The sequence below is a fragment of the Shouchella phoenicis genome (genome assembly GCF_047238345.1).
GTDB lineage: Bacteria > Bacillota > Bacilli > Bacillales > Bacillaceae_D > Shouchella.
In genome coordinates, this window is the sequence record NZ_JBDFMQ010000001.1 from 53,524 (window position 1) to 68,853 (window position 15,330).

The 15,330-nt window shown below is 40.3% G+C and carries 16 protein-coding genes; all 16 read left to right on the plus strand.

Going from position 1 to position 15,330, the window contains the following annotated elements:
* Positions 1–53: 53 nt before the first annotated feature.
* The 16 genes from ABC361_RS00275 (at position 54) to lysS (ending at position 15,285) form a co-directional block, all read left to right on the plus strand.
* Positions 54–779, plus strand: coding sequence for a vWA domain-containing protein (locus ABC361_RS00275; RefSeq protein ID WP_413072175.1), 726 nt, complete (start codon positions 54–56; stop codon positions 777–779).
* A complete protein-coding gene (locus ABC361_RS00280; RefSeq protein ID WP_413072176.1) occupies positions 760–1,719 on the plus strand; it encodes a protein kinase domain-containing protein in 960 nt (319 codons plus the stop codon). The genes ABC361_RS00275 and ABC361_RS00280 overlap by 20 nt, the downstream gene beginning before the upstream one ends.
* Positions 1,720–1,737: 18 nt before the next feature.
* Positions 1,738–3,120, plus strand: a complete 1,383-nt coding sequence (tilS, locus tag ABC361_RS00285) for a tRNA lysidine(34) synthetase TilS (protein ID WP_413072177.1) — start codon at positions 1,738–1,740, stop codon at positions 3,118–3,120.
* 38 nt (positions 3,121–3,158) lie between these two features.
* Positions 3,159–3,698, plus strand: a complete 540-nt coding sequence (gene hpt, locus ABC361_RS00290; protein ID WP_176554498.1) for a hypoxanthine phosphoribosyltransferase — start codon at positions 3,159–3,161, stop codon at positions 3,696–3,698.
* A 70-nt stretch (positions 3,699–3,768) separates the two neighbouring features.
* Positions 3,769–5,772, plus strand: a complete 2,004-nt coding sequence (gene ftsH / locus ABC361_RS00295; protein WP_413072178.1) for an ATP-dependent zinc metalloprotease FtsH — start codon at positions 3,769–3,771, stop codon at positions 5,770–5,772.
* Between the two features lie 48 nt (positions 5,773–5,820).
* On the plus strand, positions 5,821–6,588 hold the full coding sequence (locus tag ABC361_RS00300) for a type III pantothenate kinase (protein WP_413072179.1): 768 nt from the start codon (positions 5,821–5,823) through the stop codon (positions 6,586–6,588).
* 14 nt (positions 6,589–6,602) lie between these two features.
* Complete coding sequence (hslO, locus tag ABC361_RS00305; RefSeq protein ID WP_413072180.1) at positions 6,603–7,481, plus strand: Hsp33 family molecular chaperone HslO; 879 nt, start codon at positions 6,603–6,605, stop codon at positions 7,479–7,481.
* Positions 7,482–7,767: 286 nt separating this feature from the next.
* Positions 7,768–8,706, plus strand: a complete 939-nt coding sequence (gene cysK / locus ABC361_RS00310; protein WP_413072181.1) for a cysteine synthase A — start codon at positions 7,768–7,770, stop codon at positions 8,704–8,706.
* Positions 8,707–8,810: 104 nt separating this feature from the next.
* The gene (locus ABC361_RS00315; RefSeq protein ID WP_413072182.1) at positions 8,811–10,250 is read left to right on the plus strand and encodes an anthranilate synthase component I family protein; all 1,440 of its coding nucleotides are present in this window, start codon (positions 8,811–8,813) and stop codon (positions 10,248–10,250) included.
* Complete coding sequence (gene pabA / locus ABC361_RS00320) at positions 10,247–10,843, plus strand: aminodeoxychorismate/anthranilate synthase component II (protein ID WP_413072183.1); 597 nt, start codon at positions 10,247–10,249, stop codon at positions 10,841–10,843. Before ABC361_RS00315 ends, pabA begins: the two co-directional genes overlap by 4 nt.
* Positions 10,828–11,676 (plus strand): aminodeoxychorismate lyase, encoded by an 849-nt coding sequence (pabC, locus tag ABC361_RS00325; RefSeq protein ID WP_413072184.1) that lies wholly within the window; start codon positions 10,828–10,830, stop codon positions 11,674–11,676. Before pabA ends, pabC begins: the two co-directional genes overlap by 16 nt.
* A gap of 43 nt (positions 11,677–11,719) precedes the next feature.
* Positions 11,720–12,493: a dihydropteroate synthase gene (gene folP, locus ABC361_RS00330; RefSeq protein ID WP_413075688.1), complete on the plus strand. Its 774-nt coding sequence runs from the start codon at positions 11,720–11,722 to the stop codon at positions 12,491–12,493.
* Positions 12,486–12,845: a dihydroneopterin aldolase gene (gene folB, locus ABC361_RS00335; protein ID WP_413072185.1), complete on the plus strand. Its 360-nt coding sequence runs from the start codon at positions 12,486–12,488 to the stop codon at positions 12,843–12,845. The genes folP and folB overlap by 8 nt, the downstream gene beginning before the upstream one ends.
* Positions 12,842–13,372, plus strand: a complete 531-nt coding sequence (gene folK / locus ABC361_RS00340) for a 2-amino-4-hydroxy-6-hydroxymethyldihydropteridine diphosphokinase (protein WP_413072186.1) — start codon at positions 12,842–12,844, stop codon at positions 13,370–13,372. The genes folB and folK overlap by 4 nt, the downstream gene beginning before the upstream one ends.
* The gene (locus ABC361_RS00345; protein WP_413075689.1) at positions 13,324–13,527 is read left to right on the plus strand and encodes a helix-turn-helix domain-containing protein; all 204 of its coding nucleotides are present in this window, start codon (positions 13,324–13,326) and stop codon (positions 13,525–13,527) included. Before folK ends, ABC361_RS00345 begins: the two co-directional genes overlap by 49 nt.
* Before the next feature lie 258 nt (positions 13,528–13,785).
* Entirely contained in the window at positions 13,786–15,285 is a 1,500-nt protein-coding gene (lysS, locus tag ABC361_RS00350; RefSeq protein ID WP_413072187.1) for a lysine--tRNA ligase, read from the plus strand.
* Positions 15,286–15,330 lie beyond the last annotated feature (45 nt).

Consider the following 15,330-nt stretch of genomic DNA (forward strand, 5'->3'; position numbering starts at 1 on the left):
GCGTTTCGTGATGGCGATGCTTGTAAGACTATTGGCTAGCTGGAGGGAACGCGATGAAAGGGACATTAAAACAAATCTTACTTATAACAGACGGGTATTCAAATGATGGTGAGGACCCGATTGCAATTGCTCGCTTGGCGAAAGAATTTGGGATTGCTGTAAATGTCATTGGAATTATGGGAGATCAAAAAGAAAACCTTCATGGACTTAATGAAGTCGAGGCGATTGCCGATGCTGGAGGTGGTGTCAGCGAAATTGTTTACGCTAAGCAGCTATCACAGACTGTGCAAGTTGTTACTCAAAAAGCGATGACACAAACGTTGCATGGTGTAATTAACCAAGAATTAAAGCAGATCTTAGGAAAAGAAGAAGAGATGGATGCCCTTCCCCCTGAAAAAAGAGGAGAAGTGATGGAAGTAGTCGATGAAATTAGCGAAACTGCTCAACTAGATGTACTAGTATTAATTGATACAAGCGCGAGCATGGCAAACAAGCTCAGCAAAGTTCAAGAGGCGTTGGAAGATCTTTCAATCGGGTTAAATTCAAGAACAGGCGAGACGTCCTTTGCAGTTTATACGTTTCCTGGTAGAAAACAACCAGTGCACAAAGTAATGGACTTTTCTCCGACTTTGAACCGTTTAAATAAATTGTTTAATAAATTAGCATCTGGAGGAATGACGCCAACAGGACCTGCTCTCAAAGCGGCCATTGAGATTATGAGAGGCAATCGTTCAAGAAGGAAAGTTATAGGTGATGTAGATGAACAACTTTTCGGCTAAAGAGAATGAGATCTCTGCAGGTTTAGCGATTGTGGGCAAATGGAATGCTCACAGCTATACACTTATACGTAAATTAGGTGAAGGTGTTACAGGTGTTGTCTATCTTGCACAATCCATTGATGGAAAAGTAGCGATAAAATTTGGGATAGACCAAATGTCGATCGCGCAAGAAGTCAATGTACTTAAAGAATTAAGTAAGGTTCAAGATATATGTCTTGGACCTTATTTACATGACGTTGATGATTATCAAGCGACACCGATAAGTCGTGTCATCCCGTATTATGTGATGGAATATATTCAAGGTGTTGATTTTTTACGGTTTATGAATGGAAAAGGAAGTGAGTGGCTTTCAATTGTCATCATTCAGTTACTAACACAGCTACAGCAGCTACATGAAAGAGATTGGATTTTCGGAGATTTAAAACCAGAAAATATTATAGTGACGAAACATGCTTCCCAGGTCAGGTTATTAGATGTTGGTGGCACCACAAAAAAAGATCGAGCAATTAAAGAGTATACAGAATTGTACGATCGAGGCTACTGGGTTGGTGGGACACGAAAAGCCGAAGTGAGCTATGATCTTTTTTCCGTTGCCATATTAATGATCCATTGTGCATATCCTAATCAGTTAAAAAAAGAAAGTCATAAGCCACTCGAACAACTAAAAAAACAAATAGAACGTTCAGAGCAATTAAAACCATTTACGCAAGTTATCATCGGTGCGCTACAAGGTCATTACCAAAGTGCAGAAAAAATGAAAAATGATTTGCTTTCCTTAAAATCAACAAAAAAACCATCTTTCTCTTCGGTGGAGTCTAATACCTCTAGGATGACAAGAATAAAGAAAAAGCGTCAAAAGCATGCTGTAACAGATTTAATTTTCTTAATCGCTTTTGTTGGACTCTTGATTATTCTATACTTATTAGTATCCAAGTTTTAGTCAAGGAAGGCGAACGATTTGAAACAGCAAATTCAAAACTTTATTGAAAAAAACGATTTGTTTAAAAAAAATCAAACCATTCTCGTAGCTGTATCTGGTGGTGCTGATTCAATGGCACTCTTATCAATCATGGAAGAAATGAGAGTGGACTGGTCGTTAACGCTATACGCTGTACACGTGAATCATCAACTTCGAGCTGAAGAGTCAGAAGAAGATGCACGTTTTATAAAGAAACGGTGTGCAGCCCTACATATCCCTCTAGAACAAAGAGATGTCGATGTGAAGACGCAAAAAACAAAAGATCATGTCGGGACTCAAGCAGCGGCCCATACGGTTCGCTATCGAGCATTTGAAGAAGTGATGAGGAAAGTAAACGCGGATGTTTTACTGACTGCCCATCATGGGGACGACCATGTAGAATCAACGTTAATGAAGCTTAACCGCGGCACAAGCCCCTTTCGTAGACTTGGAATAGCGGTAGCGCGGAATTTTGCAAATGGCAAGTTGGCAAGACCTCTTTTATGTGTTGATAAAGAGGAAATCTTGAATTATTGTCGCGCGCACCATATTCCGTACCGAGATGATTCGAGCAATCAATCTGAAGTTTATACAAGGAATCGATTCCGTAAACAGGTAATGCCATTTTTAAAGGAAGAAAACCCTTTAAGCTACAAACATATTCGCCGTTATGAAGAATGGCAGTATGAGGATAATGAACTATTAATGGAACTTGCGAACGAAAAATTAAAGGACCTAATCGTGTCTCAACGTGATGGCACCCTAACAATCTCACGTTTTGGCTATCACGAGCTAGCGATTCCTTTACAAAGAAGGTTGATTCATCTAATATTAAACTGTCTGTATAATAAAGAGAAAGTTCGTGATTTCTCTTCATACATAGAGCAAGTAGAGCATTTCTTAAAAAACCATTCGAGATTTGCATCAATTGACTTACGTGATGGTCTTAAAGTTTATCGACAAAACGACTGCTATAGGTTTACACAAGAGGATTCTGTGGAATCAGATAACTACTGTTTAGAACTGAAGGTACCTGGTGAAGTGAGGACGCCGTTAGGCATAATGAAGGCGGAATTTAGTCAAACTTATACGATGGAACATAAATCGAGTATGATGATTCCGTTAAAAGACTTGTCCATTCCTTTCTATGTAAGGAATCGTCGATCAGGTGACCGTTTTTGTCCGAAAGGTTTAAACGGATCAAAAAAAGTTAGTCGGGTCTTTATTGATAAGAAAATTGATTTCCCGAAACGACAGAGCTGGCCTATACTCGTCAATGGTATGGACGAAATCTTATGGATACCTTTACTACATAAGGCCGAAATTTCCAAACAAGAAGCAGATGATCACTATGTCCGAATCACGTTTTTAGGAAATACTTAAAAAGCAAATGGACAATAACAGGAGGTACATGACGGTTGATGAAGAACGACATGAAAGAGATTTTACTAACGGAAGAACAAATCCAGAAAAAAATTAAAGAATTAGGGCATACTATTACGGAAGAGTATAGTGATCGCTTTCCACTGTTTGTTGGTGTATTAAAAGGTGCTCTTCCTTTTATGGCTGATTTAGTGAAGTCTGTTGATATTCATTTAGAAATGGACTTTATGGACGTTTCAAGCTATGGTAAAGGATTGGTCTCTTCTGGAGAAGTGAAAATCGTCAAAGACTTGGATACAAAAGTAGAAGGTCGTGATGTTCTGATCGTCGAAGACATCATTGATAGTGGCTTAACATTAAGTTATTTAATTGAGCTCTTCAAATATCGTAAAGCAAAATCAGTAAAAGTGGTCACACTTCTTGATAAGCCTGAAGGTAGAAAAGTTGATTTAGTACCTGATTTAACAGGTTTTATCGTGCCTGACGAATTCGTTGTTGGGTACGGCTTAGATTTTGCAGAACGTTACCGAAATTTACCGTATGTCGGAATTTTAAAGCCGGAAATTTATGAAGGCTAATCGTTGGTATCCTCAAAATGGTTGTGGTAAGATAGGTTCAGTTTTTGTTGGACGTGGGAGGAGGTAAAGAATGAAAGGACGTACGTTGCGTACTGTCTTAATATTAGTTTTGGTCATGGTAGTTGTAATTGCTGCTGTTAATGCGGTAACGAGTGATCAGACTGAGACATCTGAAGTACGATATGATGAATTTGTTGAGAGACTTGAGCAAGGCGAAGTTGAAAGTATAAACGTTCAGCCAGAGCGTGGCGTTCTAATTGTAACAGGACGTTTTATAGATCAAAATGAAGATGAGAACTTTGTTACATCTGTATTTAACTCTGAGGTTACAACTGGTTTCTTAGCGGAAATTGATAATGTTGAAATTTCCATAGAACCGGAAGAAGAACAAAGCAACTGGTTTACAACGATTCTGTTTATTGCCCCATTCTTATTAATCGTTCTAATTATTATCTTTATGATGAGCTCTGCCCAAGGTGGCGGTGGCGGTGGTGGAAACCGCGTCATGAACTTTGGTAAGAGTAAAGCGAAGATGGTTAGTGATGAGAAGAAGAAAGCGAAGTTTAAAGACGTTGCTGGTGCAGATGAGGAAAAGCAAGAACTTGTTGAAGTGGTCGAGTTCTTAAAAGATCCAAGAAGGTTCTCAGCTATTGGTGCACGTATCCCTAAAGGTGTCTTACTAGTAGGACCTCCAGGTACAGGTAAAACGTTGTTAGCAAGAGCTGTAGCTGGTGAAGCAGGCGTCCCATTCTTCTCCATTAGTGGTTCAGATTTCGTAGAAATGTTTGTTGGTGTAGGGGCTTCTCGTGTACGTGATTTATTTGAAAATGCTAAGAAAAATTCTCCATGTATTATCTTTATTGATGAAATCGATGCAGTCGGTCGTCAACGTGGAGCAGGTCTTGGTGGCGGTCACGATGAACGTGAACAAACACTTAACCAACTACTTGTAGAAATGGACGGATTTAGTGCCAATGAAGGAATTATTATCATTGCAGCAACAAACCGTGCAGATATTTTAGACCCAGCGTTATTACGCCCAGGTCGATTTGATAGACAAATTCAAGTGAATGCGCCTGACGTTAAAGGTCGTGAAGAAGTTCTTCAAGTTCACGCTCGTAACAAGCCTTTACGTGAAGATGTTAAACTCGATTTAATTGCAGTTCGAACACCGGGCTTCTCTGGTGCTGATTTAGAAAACCTTCTAAATGAAGCTGCCTTAGTAGCTGCAAGAGACAACCAGAAAGAAATTGGCATGGAGCATATTGAGGAAGCCATTGACCGTGTAATTGCCGGTCCAGCTAAGAAGAGTCGTGTGATCTCGAAAAAAGAGAAAAACATTGTGGCTTGGCATGAAGCGGGACACACCGTTGTCGGCGTAAAACTAGAAAGCGCAGATACGGTTCACAAAGTAACCATTGTACCTCGTGGTATGGCTGGTGGTTATGCGATGATGCTTCCAAAAGAAGATCGTTATTTCATGACGAAACCAGAGTTACTTGATAAAATTGTCGGCCTTCTAGGTGGACGTGTAGCGGAAGAAGTACAGTTTGGTGAAGTGTCAACAGGCGCTCACAATGACTTCCAACGTGCAACTGCGATTGCCCGTAAGATGGTAACGGAATATGGAATGAGTGATAAGCTCGGACCAATGCAGTTTGGTTCAAGTTCTGGCGGTCAAGTATTCCTTGGTCGAGATATTCAAAACGAACAAAATTATTCCGATGCAATTGCCCATGAGATCGACCTTGAAGTTCAGCGCATTATCAAAGATTCTTACGAGCGTTGTAAGCAAATTCTTATTGATAATAAAGATAGCTTAGATTTAGTTGCGCAGAAATTGATTGAGTTAGAAACACTTGATGCTGAGCAAATTCAATCGCTTATCAACGAAGGCAAACTTCCTGAAAATCATCATGCGTCAAGAAAAGTGGATGATCTCAAAGTGAATATCCAGTCAAAAGACGAGAACGAAGAAGAAAATTTAAAAGGAGCTTATGAAGAAACGACGAATATGGAAGAGAATCGTCCAGCTTCTGAAGAGCCTCCAAACAATAACGAACGAAACGACTAAAAAAGAGAGTGCAGCTGCACTCTCTTTTTGTTAAGAGGAGGAAGTAAGTTGATCTTAACCATTGATATCGGAAACTCATCCATTGTAACAGGAGTGTTTAAACAAGATTATTTAGAGAATATCTTCCGTAGTTCAAAAACGACAGAAAAGACAAGCGATGAATATGGAATGCTGCTGTATAGCTTTTTTCAACACCACCATTACTCGTTTTCCGATGTTGAAGGCGTTATCCTATCCTCTGTTGTACCAAGTATCATGCATCGTTTTAAAAAAATGTGCAGAGACTATTTTAAGATTGAACCTGTTATCGTTGGTCCGGGAGTGAAAACAGGACTAAACATTTTATATGATGATCCAAAAGAAGTCGGTTCAGATCGAATTGCAAATGCAGTGGCAGCAATCTCCTTATACCAGGCACCGTGCATCGTTGTTGATATAGGAACGGCAACAACGTTTTGCTACATTGATGAAAAGCATCGCTACTGTGGAGGGGTTATTGCGCCGGGTGCTGCGCTGTCAGCAGATGCGCTTTCTATGAGTGCTTCAAGACTTCCGCAAATCGAATTGCAAAAACCGAAGCATGTCATTAATAAGACGACGTTAAGTTCCATTCATAGCGGAACGTATTACGGGTATTTATGCATGATTGATGGTATGATTGAACGCATGAAAAAAGAAGAGCGTCATAGGGATGTTGTCGTGATCGCAACAGGTGGTCTTGTTGACCTCTATGCAAGTGAGTCTGAAACGATTCAATATGTAGATCGAAATCTGACGTTAAAAGGTCTTAAAATAATATACGATCGAAATAAGTAAGAGGAGTGTTTACAATGAATGATTATTTAGTAAGAGCGACAGCATACAACGGAGAAGTAAGAGCGATAGCGCTAACTGCTACAGATATGGTGTCGGAAGCGTGTAGAAGACAAGGCACATGGCCAACAGCTTCTGCTGCTCTTGGGCGTGCGATGATGGGCGGAACGATGATGGCTTCCATGCTTAAGGGAGATGCTAAGCTTACCGTTCGTATTGAAGGCGATGGTCCAATTGGTCAAGTCATTGTTGATAGTCATGCTGATGGTTCAACGAGAGGGACAGTGACAAACCCCCACGTTAGTCCTGACTTAAACAGTCAAGGTAAGCTAGATGTGGCCCGTGTTGTTGGCTCACAAGGTACGATGTCTGTTGTAAAAGATCTAGGTATGAAGGAACCGTTTACGGGAAGTGTGCCGTTAGTTTCAGGTGAAATAGGCGACGATTTTACGTACTACTTTGCGAACTCTGAGCAGACACCTTCTTCTGTCGGTGTAGGCGTATTAGTCAATCCGGATGAAACCATATTAGCAGCTGGTGGATTTGTGATTCAAATGATGCCAGGGGCACAGGAAAGCACAATTGTTGATATTGAAAAGCGTTTATCTTCCGTACCTGCTGTTTCAAAGCTCGTAGAAAAGGGATTATCACCAGAGGAAATTCTTCACACGTTATTAGGAGAAGAAAACGTGAAGTTGTTAGAAACAAAGCCGGTTCAATTTAACTGTACGTGCTCAAAAGATCGAATTTCAAATGCGATTATTAGTTTAGGGCAAGAAGAAATCCAAGCGATGATTAGTGAAGATCATGGTGCGGAAACGACGTGTAATTTCTGTAATGAAGTGTACACATTTACTGAAGAAGAGCTTACATCTTTACTTGACTATGCAAAATAAGCATATTCAGTAAGGGTGAAGCTGTCGGACAAAAGGATAGGAGCCTGTTGAAAAGACGATTGATCCAATTTAGGGTTAATTGTCTTTTTTTCATTAATTGGTCAAAGTACCAGCCACGACGTCCTTGAAAGAGACAGGTTAAAAGAGAATATAACGAACGATTAAATTGAGTGAAAGTATAGTCAAGTAAAGAGAGGCTTTTTAATTGACTTATCTGAAAATGTTTGCTATCATTCTATTAATCAGATAAAAATACTAGGGATTGATTTAGAGGAGGATTTTCAGTATGACGGTCGTAAACAATATTACTGAACTAATTGGAAACACACCTTTGGTTAAATTAAATCGTTTAACATCAGAAGAACATGCAGATGTATATTTAAAATTAGAATATCAAAACCCAGGAAGTAGTGTAAAAGATCGTATTGCCCTCGCAATGATTAATGCTGCGGAGGAATCTGGGGAATTAACACCAGGAACGGTTATTGTAGAGCCAACAAGTGGAAATACCGGTATTGGTTTAGCAATGGTTGCGGCTGCTAAAGGTTACAAAACAAAGCTTGTTATGCCTGAGACAATGAGTTTAGAAAGAAGAAACTTGTTACGTGCCTATGGAGCTGACCTTGTTCTAACACCTGGACCAGAAGGAATGGGTGGTGCAATTCGAAAAGCAACGGAACTTGCTGAAGAAGATGGTCATTTTATGCCGCAGCAATTTGAAAACGGTGCAAATCCTAAAATTCATCGAGAAACAACAGGAAAAGAATTGCTTCAACAAGTTGATGGGCAACTTGATGGCTTCGTAGCAGGAATTGGTACAGGTGGTACTATTACTGGAGCAGGTGCATTATTAAAAGAACATTTTCCTCATTTAAAAATTGTTGCAATTGAGCCACAAGACTCAGCTGTTTTATCAGGTGGAAAGCCAGGACCACATAAAATTCAAGGAATTGGACCTGGTTTTGTTCCAGGAATTCTTGATACGGACGTATATGATGAAATTTTGAAAGTCTCAACGGATCAAGCGTTTGAGCATGCGAGAAGAGCCGCTAAAGAAGAGGGTATTCTTGGTGGAATTTCTTCAGGTGCAGCCATTTACGGAGCGCTACAACTTGCAAAAGAATTGGGGCCAGGGAAAAAAGTAGTAGCAGTGATCCCGTCAAATGGAGAGCGTTATTTAAGTACTCCTCTTTATCAGTTTGAAGAGGAAGAGGCAAAAGCATAAGAATAAGGGGATATTTTACTTCCCGGGAAATAAAAAGAAGCAGGCTCAATTGAGAGTCTGCTTTTATTATTGTTAGTAGTTTAGTAAAATGAGTCCATATCGTTATGGACGGAGGAAAGAACGTGCACGATCGAAAAACGTTAACAAAGGTTATTGAATTGAACAGTACGGATTGGTTTAGCATTTTTAAACAGCTTGCTGCAGAAGAAAGTCACTATATCTTATTAGAAAGTGGCCGAACTGGACGTTACAGCATCATGGGGGTAAAGCCTGAAGCCGTAATTGAAGGGAAAAATCGCAGTTTAACAGTTCAGCGTGCGGATAATGAGGAACTTTACGAAGGAGAACTTCTTGAGAGCCTGGAAAAGGTTTTAGAGCCTTATCAAATACATGAACCTTTAGTTGAGGATGGACCACCTGTACAAGGTGGTGCATTAGGTTACATTAGCTATGATTATGTCCGCCAAATTGAGCTACTGGATACTCGTGCTGAAGATGACTTGGACTTCCCAGAGGTTTACTTTATGGTGTTTGAAAATCTTTTTATTTATGACCACGAGAAACAAAATGTGTGGTTATGTGCCAATGGAGAGGACCAAGACGAATTAGAAGCACGTCTTTCTTATTACGAAAAACACTTTACAGAGGTTAAGCAAGAAAGTCAGTCCAAGACCGAAAGTCATCATACAATTCCTACCGAGCAGTCTGCTTTAATTGGAACGCTAAGTGAAGAGACGTTTTCAGCAGCTGTTGAGCGGATTAAAACGTATATTAGCGAAGGTGACGTCTTCCAGGTGAATTTGTCGGTTCGTCATCATAAGAAGAACGACGTAGAGCCAATGCGTATATATGAAGCACTAAGAGCGCTTAACCCTTCTCCATATATGAGCTATATCCAAACGCCAGAGCGACAAATCGTTAGTGCGTCTCCAGAGCTTCTTGTGAAAAAAAGAGGAGATGAACTTAGCACGAGACCGATTGCTGGGACAAGATCTAGAGGGCGGACAGAAGAAGACGACGACTTGTTAAAAGAGGAACTGTTGTCTGATGAAAAAGAACGGGCGGAACACGTGATGCTTGTTGATTTGGAACGGAATGATCTTGGACGTGTGAGTTCATACGGAACAGTAGAAGTAGATGAATTGCTGGTCGTAGAAAAATATTCTCATGTGATGCACTTAGTGTCTAATGTAAAAAGCAAACTGGCAGAAGGCTATTCATTGTATGACTGCATTCGAGCAGTATTCCCTGGAGGAACGATAACAGGGGCACCAAAAGTGAGGACGATGGAAATTATTGAGGAGCTGGAACCAGTACGAAGAGGGTTGTATACAGGTGCAATCGGTTGGATCGGATTTCATCAAGACATGGAACTGAATATTGTTATTCGGACTATGATTTGCCAAGGAGACAATGCGTATGTTCAGGCAGGGGCAGGTGTTGTGATTGATTCTAATCCAGCTTTTGAGTATAAGGAATCCCTAAAAAAAGCACGGGCTCTTTGGAATGCCTACGAAATCGCTAAGGAGGACAGAGAAAGATGATTTTAATGATTGATAACTATGATTCTTTTACGTATAACCTTGTACAATATCTAGGTGAAATGGGCGAAGAGCTAGTTGTTCGAAGAAATGATAAAATTTCTATATATGAAATTGAGACGACCATGAAACCGTCGATGATTATGATTTCACCAGGTCCATGTACGCCGAATGAGGCAGGCATTAGTTTAGAGGTTATCCGTCATTTTAGTGGAAAAATACCAATTTTAGGCGTTTGTCTCGGTCATCAGGCGATTGCTCAAGCTTTTGGTGGAGTGGTACACAAGGCGGAACGTCTTATGCATGGAAAAACATCACTAATCATGCACGACCAAAATACCATGTTTACAAATCTTCCGCAGCCTCTCCAAGTAACGAGATACCACTCCCTTATTGTGGACCGGGCAACCTTACCAGATTGCTTTGAAATTAGTGCAGAAACAAGTGAAGGTGAAATTATGGCAATCCGCCATAGAGAGTATCCGTTAGAAGGGGTGCAGTTCCATCCAGAAGCGATTCTCACTACTGAAGGAAAGAGGATGTTGAAGCAGTTTGTCGAAACATATAAAGGTGAAGTACCGTGTACATTAGTGTAAATGGTCGTGAGGTACGAGATATAGATGCGGTCATTTCTCCATATGATCATGGTTTTTTATACGGGTTAGGCTTGTTCGAAACCTTTGCTGTAAGAGAAGATAACGTTTTGCTTTTAAATAAACATGTCAATCGTTTGAATGAAAGTGCGAAAGAGTTAGGGATCCAGTATGTTCTGTCAGAAGACAAGGTGATGAACACAGTTCGTAAGTTGCTAAATAAAAATAACATGAGTGAGGCGTACGTTCGTTGGAATGTTTCCGCTGGTATTAGGGAGATTGGTTTATATAACGAGGAGTTTACATCTCCGCAAGAGATCGTGTATGTAAAAGAATTACCTCGCTCTTCTATTTCCGCAAAATCACTGCAATCTCTTCAGCTTAACCGAAATACTGTGGAGGGTGAGAGGCGATATAAGTCACACCATTATTTAAACAACCTTTTAGCAAAAAAAGAATTAGGGAATCAGGCTGACACAGAGGGGCTGTTTTATACAAAAGAAGGGTATGTGGCAGAAGGTATTGTTTCTAATGTATTCTTTGTAAAGGGAGGTGTCGTCTGTACACCTGCTCTTGAAACAGGTATTTTAAATGGGGTAACGAGGCAGTATACGATTGACTGGTGTAATAAACACAATCAAACAGTGGTAGAAGGTCTTTTCACAAAAGAAGATCTGCTTAAAGCGGATGAAGTGTTTCTGACTAACGCCATTCAGGGTATCGTTCCTGTAGAAACGTTTGACGAATTAAATAAGTATCAGGCAGACCTTACGCTAAAACTTTTAGAAGACTATAGGCAGGCTGCACACATGCAAGAGGAGATAGAGGGTGAGTAAGCTGGTAAAGGTTAATGTGAAAAAAGGCGCGAGAACAAAAGTAATGGGCATTTTAAATGTGACGCCAGATTCGTTTTCTGATGGTGGGAACTATACCACGATTGACGCTGCTATTGATCAAGTCGCTCAAATGATAGAAAATGGCGCTGACATTATTGATATCGGAGGAGAATCCACCCGCCCAGGCTACACACCTGTTTCTGTAGAAGAAGAAATTGAGCGGACAAGCCCGGTGATTGAAGAGCTCTCAAAGCGCTTTGCTGTCCCTATATCCATTGATACATTTAAAGCGAAGACAGCAGATGAAGCACTTAAGGCAGGTGCTGCAATGATAAACGATGTATGGGGAGCGAAAGCAGATGCGCAAATGGCTGCTATAGCCGCAAAGCATAGAGCACCCATTATATTGATGCACAATCGTGGAGAACAGCAGTATCATTCTTTTATGCCTGATGTTTTGAATGACTTAAAAGAGAGTATTAAGATATGTATAGATGCAGATGTGCAGCCTGATCAAATTTGGTTAGATCCAGGTGTAGGTTTTGCAAAATCATATGAGCAGAATTTAGAAGTAATGAGAGAGCTTCATCAAATAGTAGAACTTGGCTATCCTGTTTTATTAGGAACTTCAAGAAAGTCTGTCATTGCAAAAACTTTGCAGCTACCTGTGCACGACCGTGTTGAAGGAACAGGTGCGACAGTATGCTTAGGTATTACAAAAGGTGTAAGTGTGGTACGCGTACATGATGTTAAGGAAATAAAGCGAATGGCTGTAATGATGGATGCGATGCTACAAAGGAGTGACGAAATTGGATAAAATCTATATGAACCAACTTTTTTTTTACGGCTACCATGGGGTGTTCCCTGAGGAAAATAAACTAGGGCAACGGTTCTTAGTAGATTTGGTATTAGAATTAGATTTGCAGCCTGCTGCAGACAGTGATGATCTCAATGAATCTGTAGATTATGGAGAAATTTATAAGAGCGTTAAAAAAGTCGTTGAAGGGGATCCAGTTAAGCTTGTTGAAACCATTGCTAGAGGAATATGCGATGAGTTGTTTCAATCATTCAATAAGATTGAAGCCTGCACAGTGAAGGTTATCAAGCCTGATCCCCCAATTCCAGGACACTATGACTCGGTTGCAGTGGAGTTGAGAAGATCAAGATGAGAAATCAAGCGTTTATTGCACTTGGATCAAACTTAGGAAATCGTGAAGAGAATTTGCTAGCGTCTGTAGAGCGATTAAACCGTTCTGAAGGTATAGATGTTATTCGGGCCTCCTCCATTTATGAAACGGACCCTGTAGGTTATGAAAATCAAGATCAGTTTCTTAATATGGTTATAGAAATTTCTACGGTGCATCACCCTTTAGACTTACTAGACATTACGCAACAAATTGAGCTAGATCTTGGACGTGAACGAGATATTGTTAATGGGCCAAGAACGGTAGACCTCGACATTTTATTGTTTGAGCAGGAGGAACTGGATGTGAATGAATTACAAATCCCTCATCCAAGAATGTGGGATCGGGCATTTGTGTTAATTCCTCTTGCTGAAATTGCACCTAAGATAATCAGCGGAAAAAGTGGGCTACCCCTAAATACAATCATAAACGAGTCGTTTATTGATAAAGAGGGTGTGAAATGGTGGAAACAATGGAATGGGGAAGGAATATACGAGCCTATCGAAAGTTAAAAGGCTTTACACAACAAGATTTTGCAAAAGAGATTCATGTATCTGTATCGCTATTAGGTGAGATTGAACGTGGGATTCGTCATCCTGATGAAGAACTAATAAATCGAATTTGTTCGTGCTTACAAGTGTCGAAGCAGGACATGATGCAGTTGTAAGGAATTGAGCTTTAGGTATCTATGCAGGAAGGTATGCATGGAATGCGGTGCGTATGCAGGAAGTGAAAATAGATAAGACTGCATAAGGATAAAATGTGTACATGCTTGCATACTCCTTTTGGTTTATTTTTAAGATGAATGAACTAGCAAAGGTACGAGCTTTATAGTACACTTCTAAATAACTTGATTAAAAAAGGGTTTGATTAACAGGTGGTTGATCTGCCCTTTTTCGATGATAGAGAACAGGGGTTGAGAGTGTTGACTGAAGAATTAGAGCTACATGACTTATTGGCTGTCCGTAAAGACAAGCTGAACCAATTATATGATCAGGGTATTGACCCATTTGGAGGAAAGTTTGAGCGTACACACACATCGCAACAAGTAGTTGAGCAATTTGATGCGTTTTCTAAAGAAGAATTAGAAAATAAAGATGAAAAGGTTGTGCTTGCAGGTCGCCTTATGACAAAGCGCGGAAAAGGTAAAGCTGGCTTTGCTCATATACAAGACTTAACCGGACAAATTCAAATTTATGTTCGTCAAGATGCAATTGGGGAAGAATCATACGATCTATTTAAGTCTCTAGATATTGGAGATATGGTTGGGGTTGTAGGAGGTCCCTTTAAAACGAATGTAGGGGAAATGTCTGTTAAAGTAACAGAGCTTACGCTTTTAGGTAAATCATTACGTCCTTTACCTGATAAATATCACGGCTTAAAAGATGTAGAGCAACGCTATCGTCAGCGGTATTTAGATTTGATTACTAGTCCAGAGTCTAGAAATACGTTTATTACACGAAGCAAAATCATTCAAGTTATGCGTCGTTATCTTGATGACCAAGGCTTCTTAGAAGTCGAGACGCCAATGATGCATAGTATCCCTGGCGGAGCTTCTGCGCGTCCGTTTGTTACACATCATAATACACTAGATATGGAACTTTATATGAGGATTGCAATTGAACTTCATCTAAAGCGTCTCATTGTTGGTGGACTAGAGAAAGTGTATGAAATCGGACGAGTCTTTAGAAATGAAGGAGTTTCAACCCGACATAATCCTGAATTTACAATGATTGAACTTTACGAAGCGTATGCAGATTATCAAGACATCATGAAATTAACTGAAGGTGTAATTGCACATATAGCAAAAGAAGTCCTCGGTACGACGACTGTGCAATACGGGGAGTATGAAGTAAATCTGGCTTCTGGTTGGACGCGTGTTCACATGGTAGATGCGGTAAAAGAAAAAACAGGTGTGGACTTTTGGAAAGAGATGAGCGATGAAGAGGCTCGTTCACTCGCAAAAGAACATGGTGTACCTGTGAAAGAGACAATGAGTTTTGGTCATGTTGTAAATGAGTTTTTTGAGCACTTTGTTGAAGAGTCACTTATTCAACCAACATTTGTGTATGGTCATCCTCTTGCCATTTCGCCGCTCGCTAAGAAAAATACTGAAGATCCGCGTTTTACGGATCGCTTTGAACTATTTATTGTTGGACGTGAACATGCAAATGCATTCTCCGAGCTAAATGATCCTGTTGATCAACGTCAGCGATTTGAAGCGCAGTTGGTTGAGCGAGAACAAGGTGATGATGAAGCTCACATGATGGATGAAGATTTCGTAGAGGCGCTTGAGTATGGAATGCCTCCTACAGGAGGACTAGGTATCGGGATCGACCGTTTAGTCATGTTATTGACGAATGCGCCCTCTATAAGAGATGTACTGTTATTTCCGCAAATGCGTAAGCGTGAGCAAGGAGAATAACCTTCATTGTTCATCCACTACCCTCAATGGATTTTGGGTAGTGGA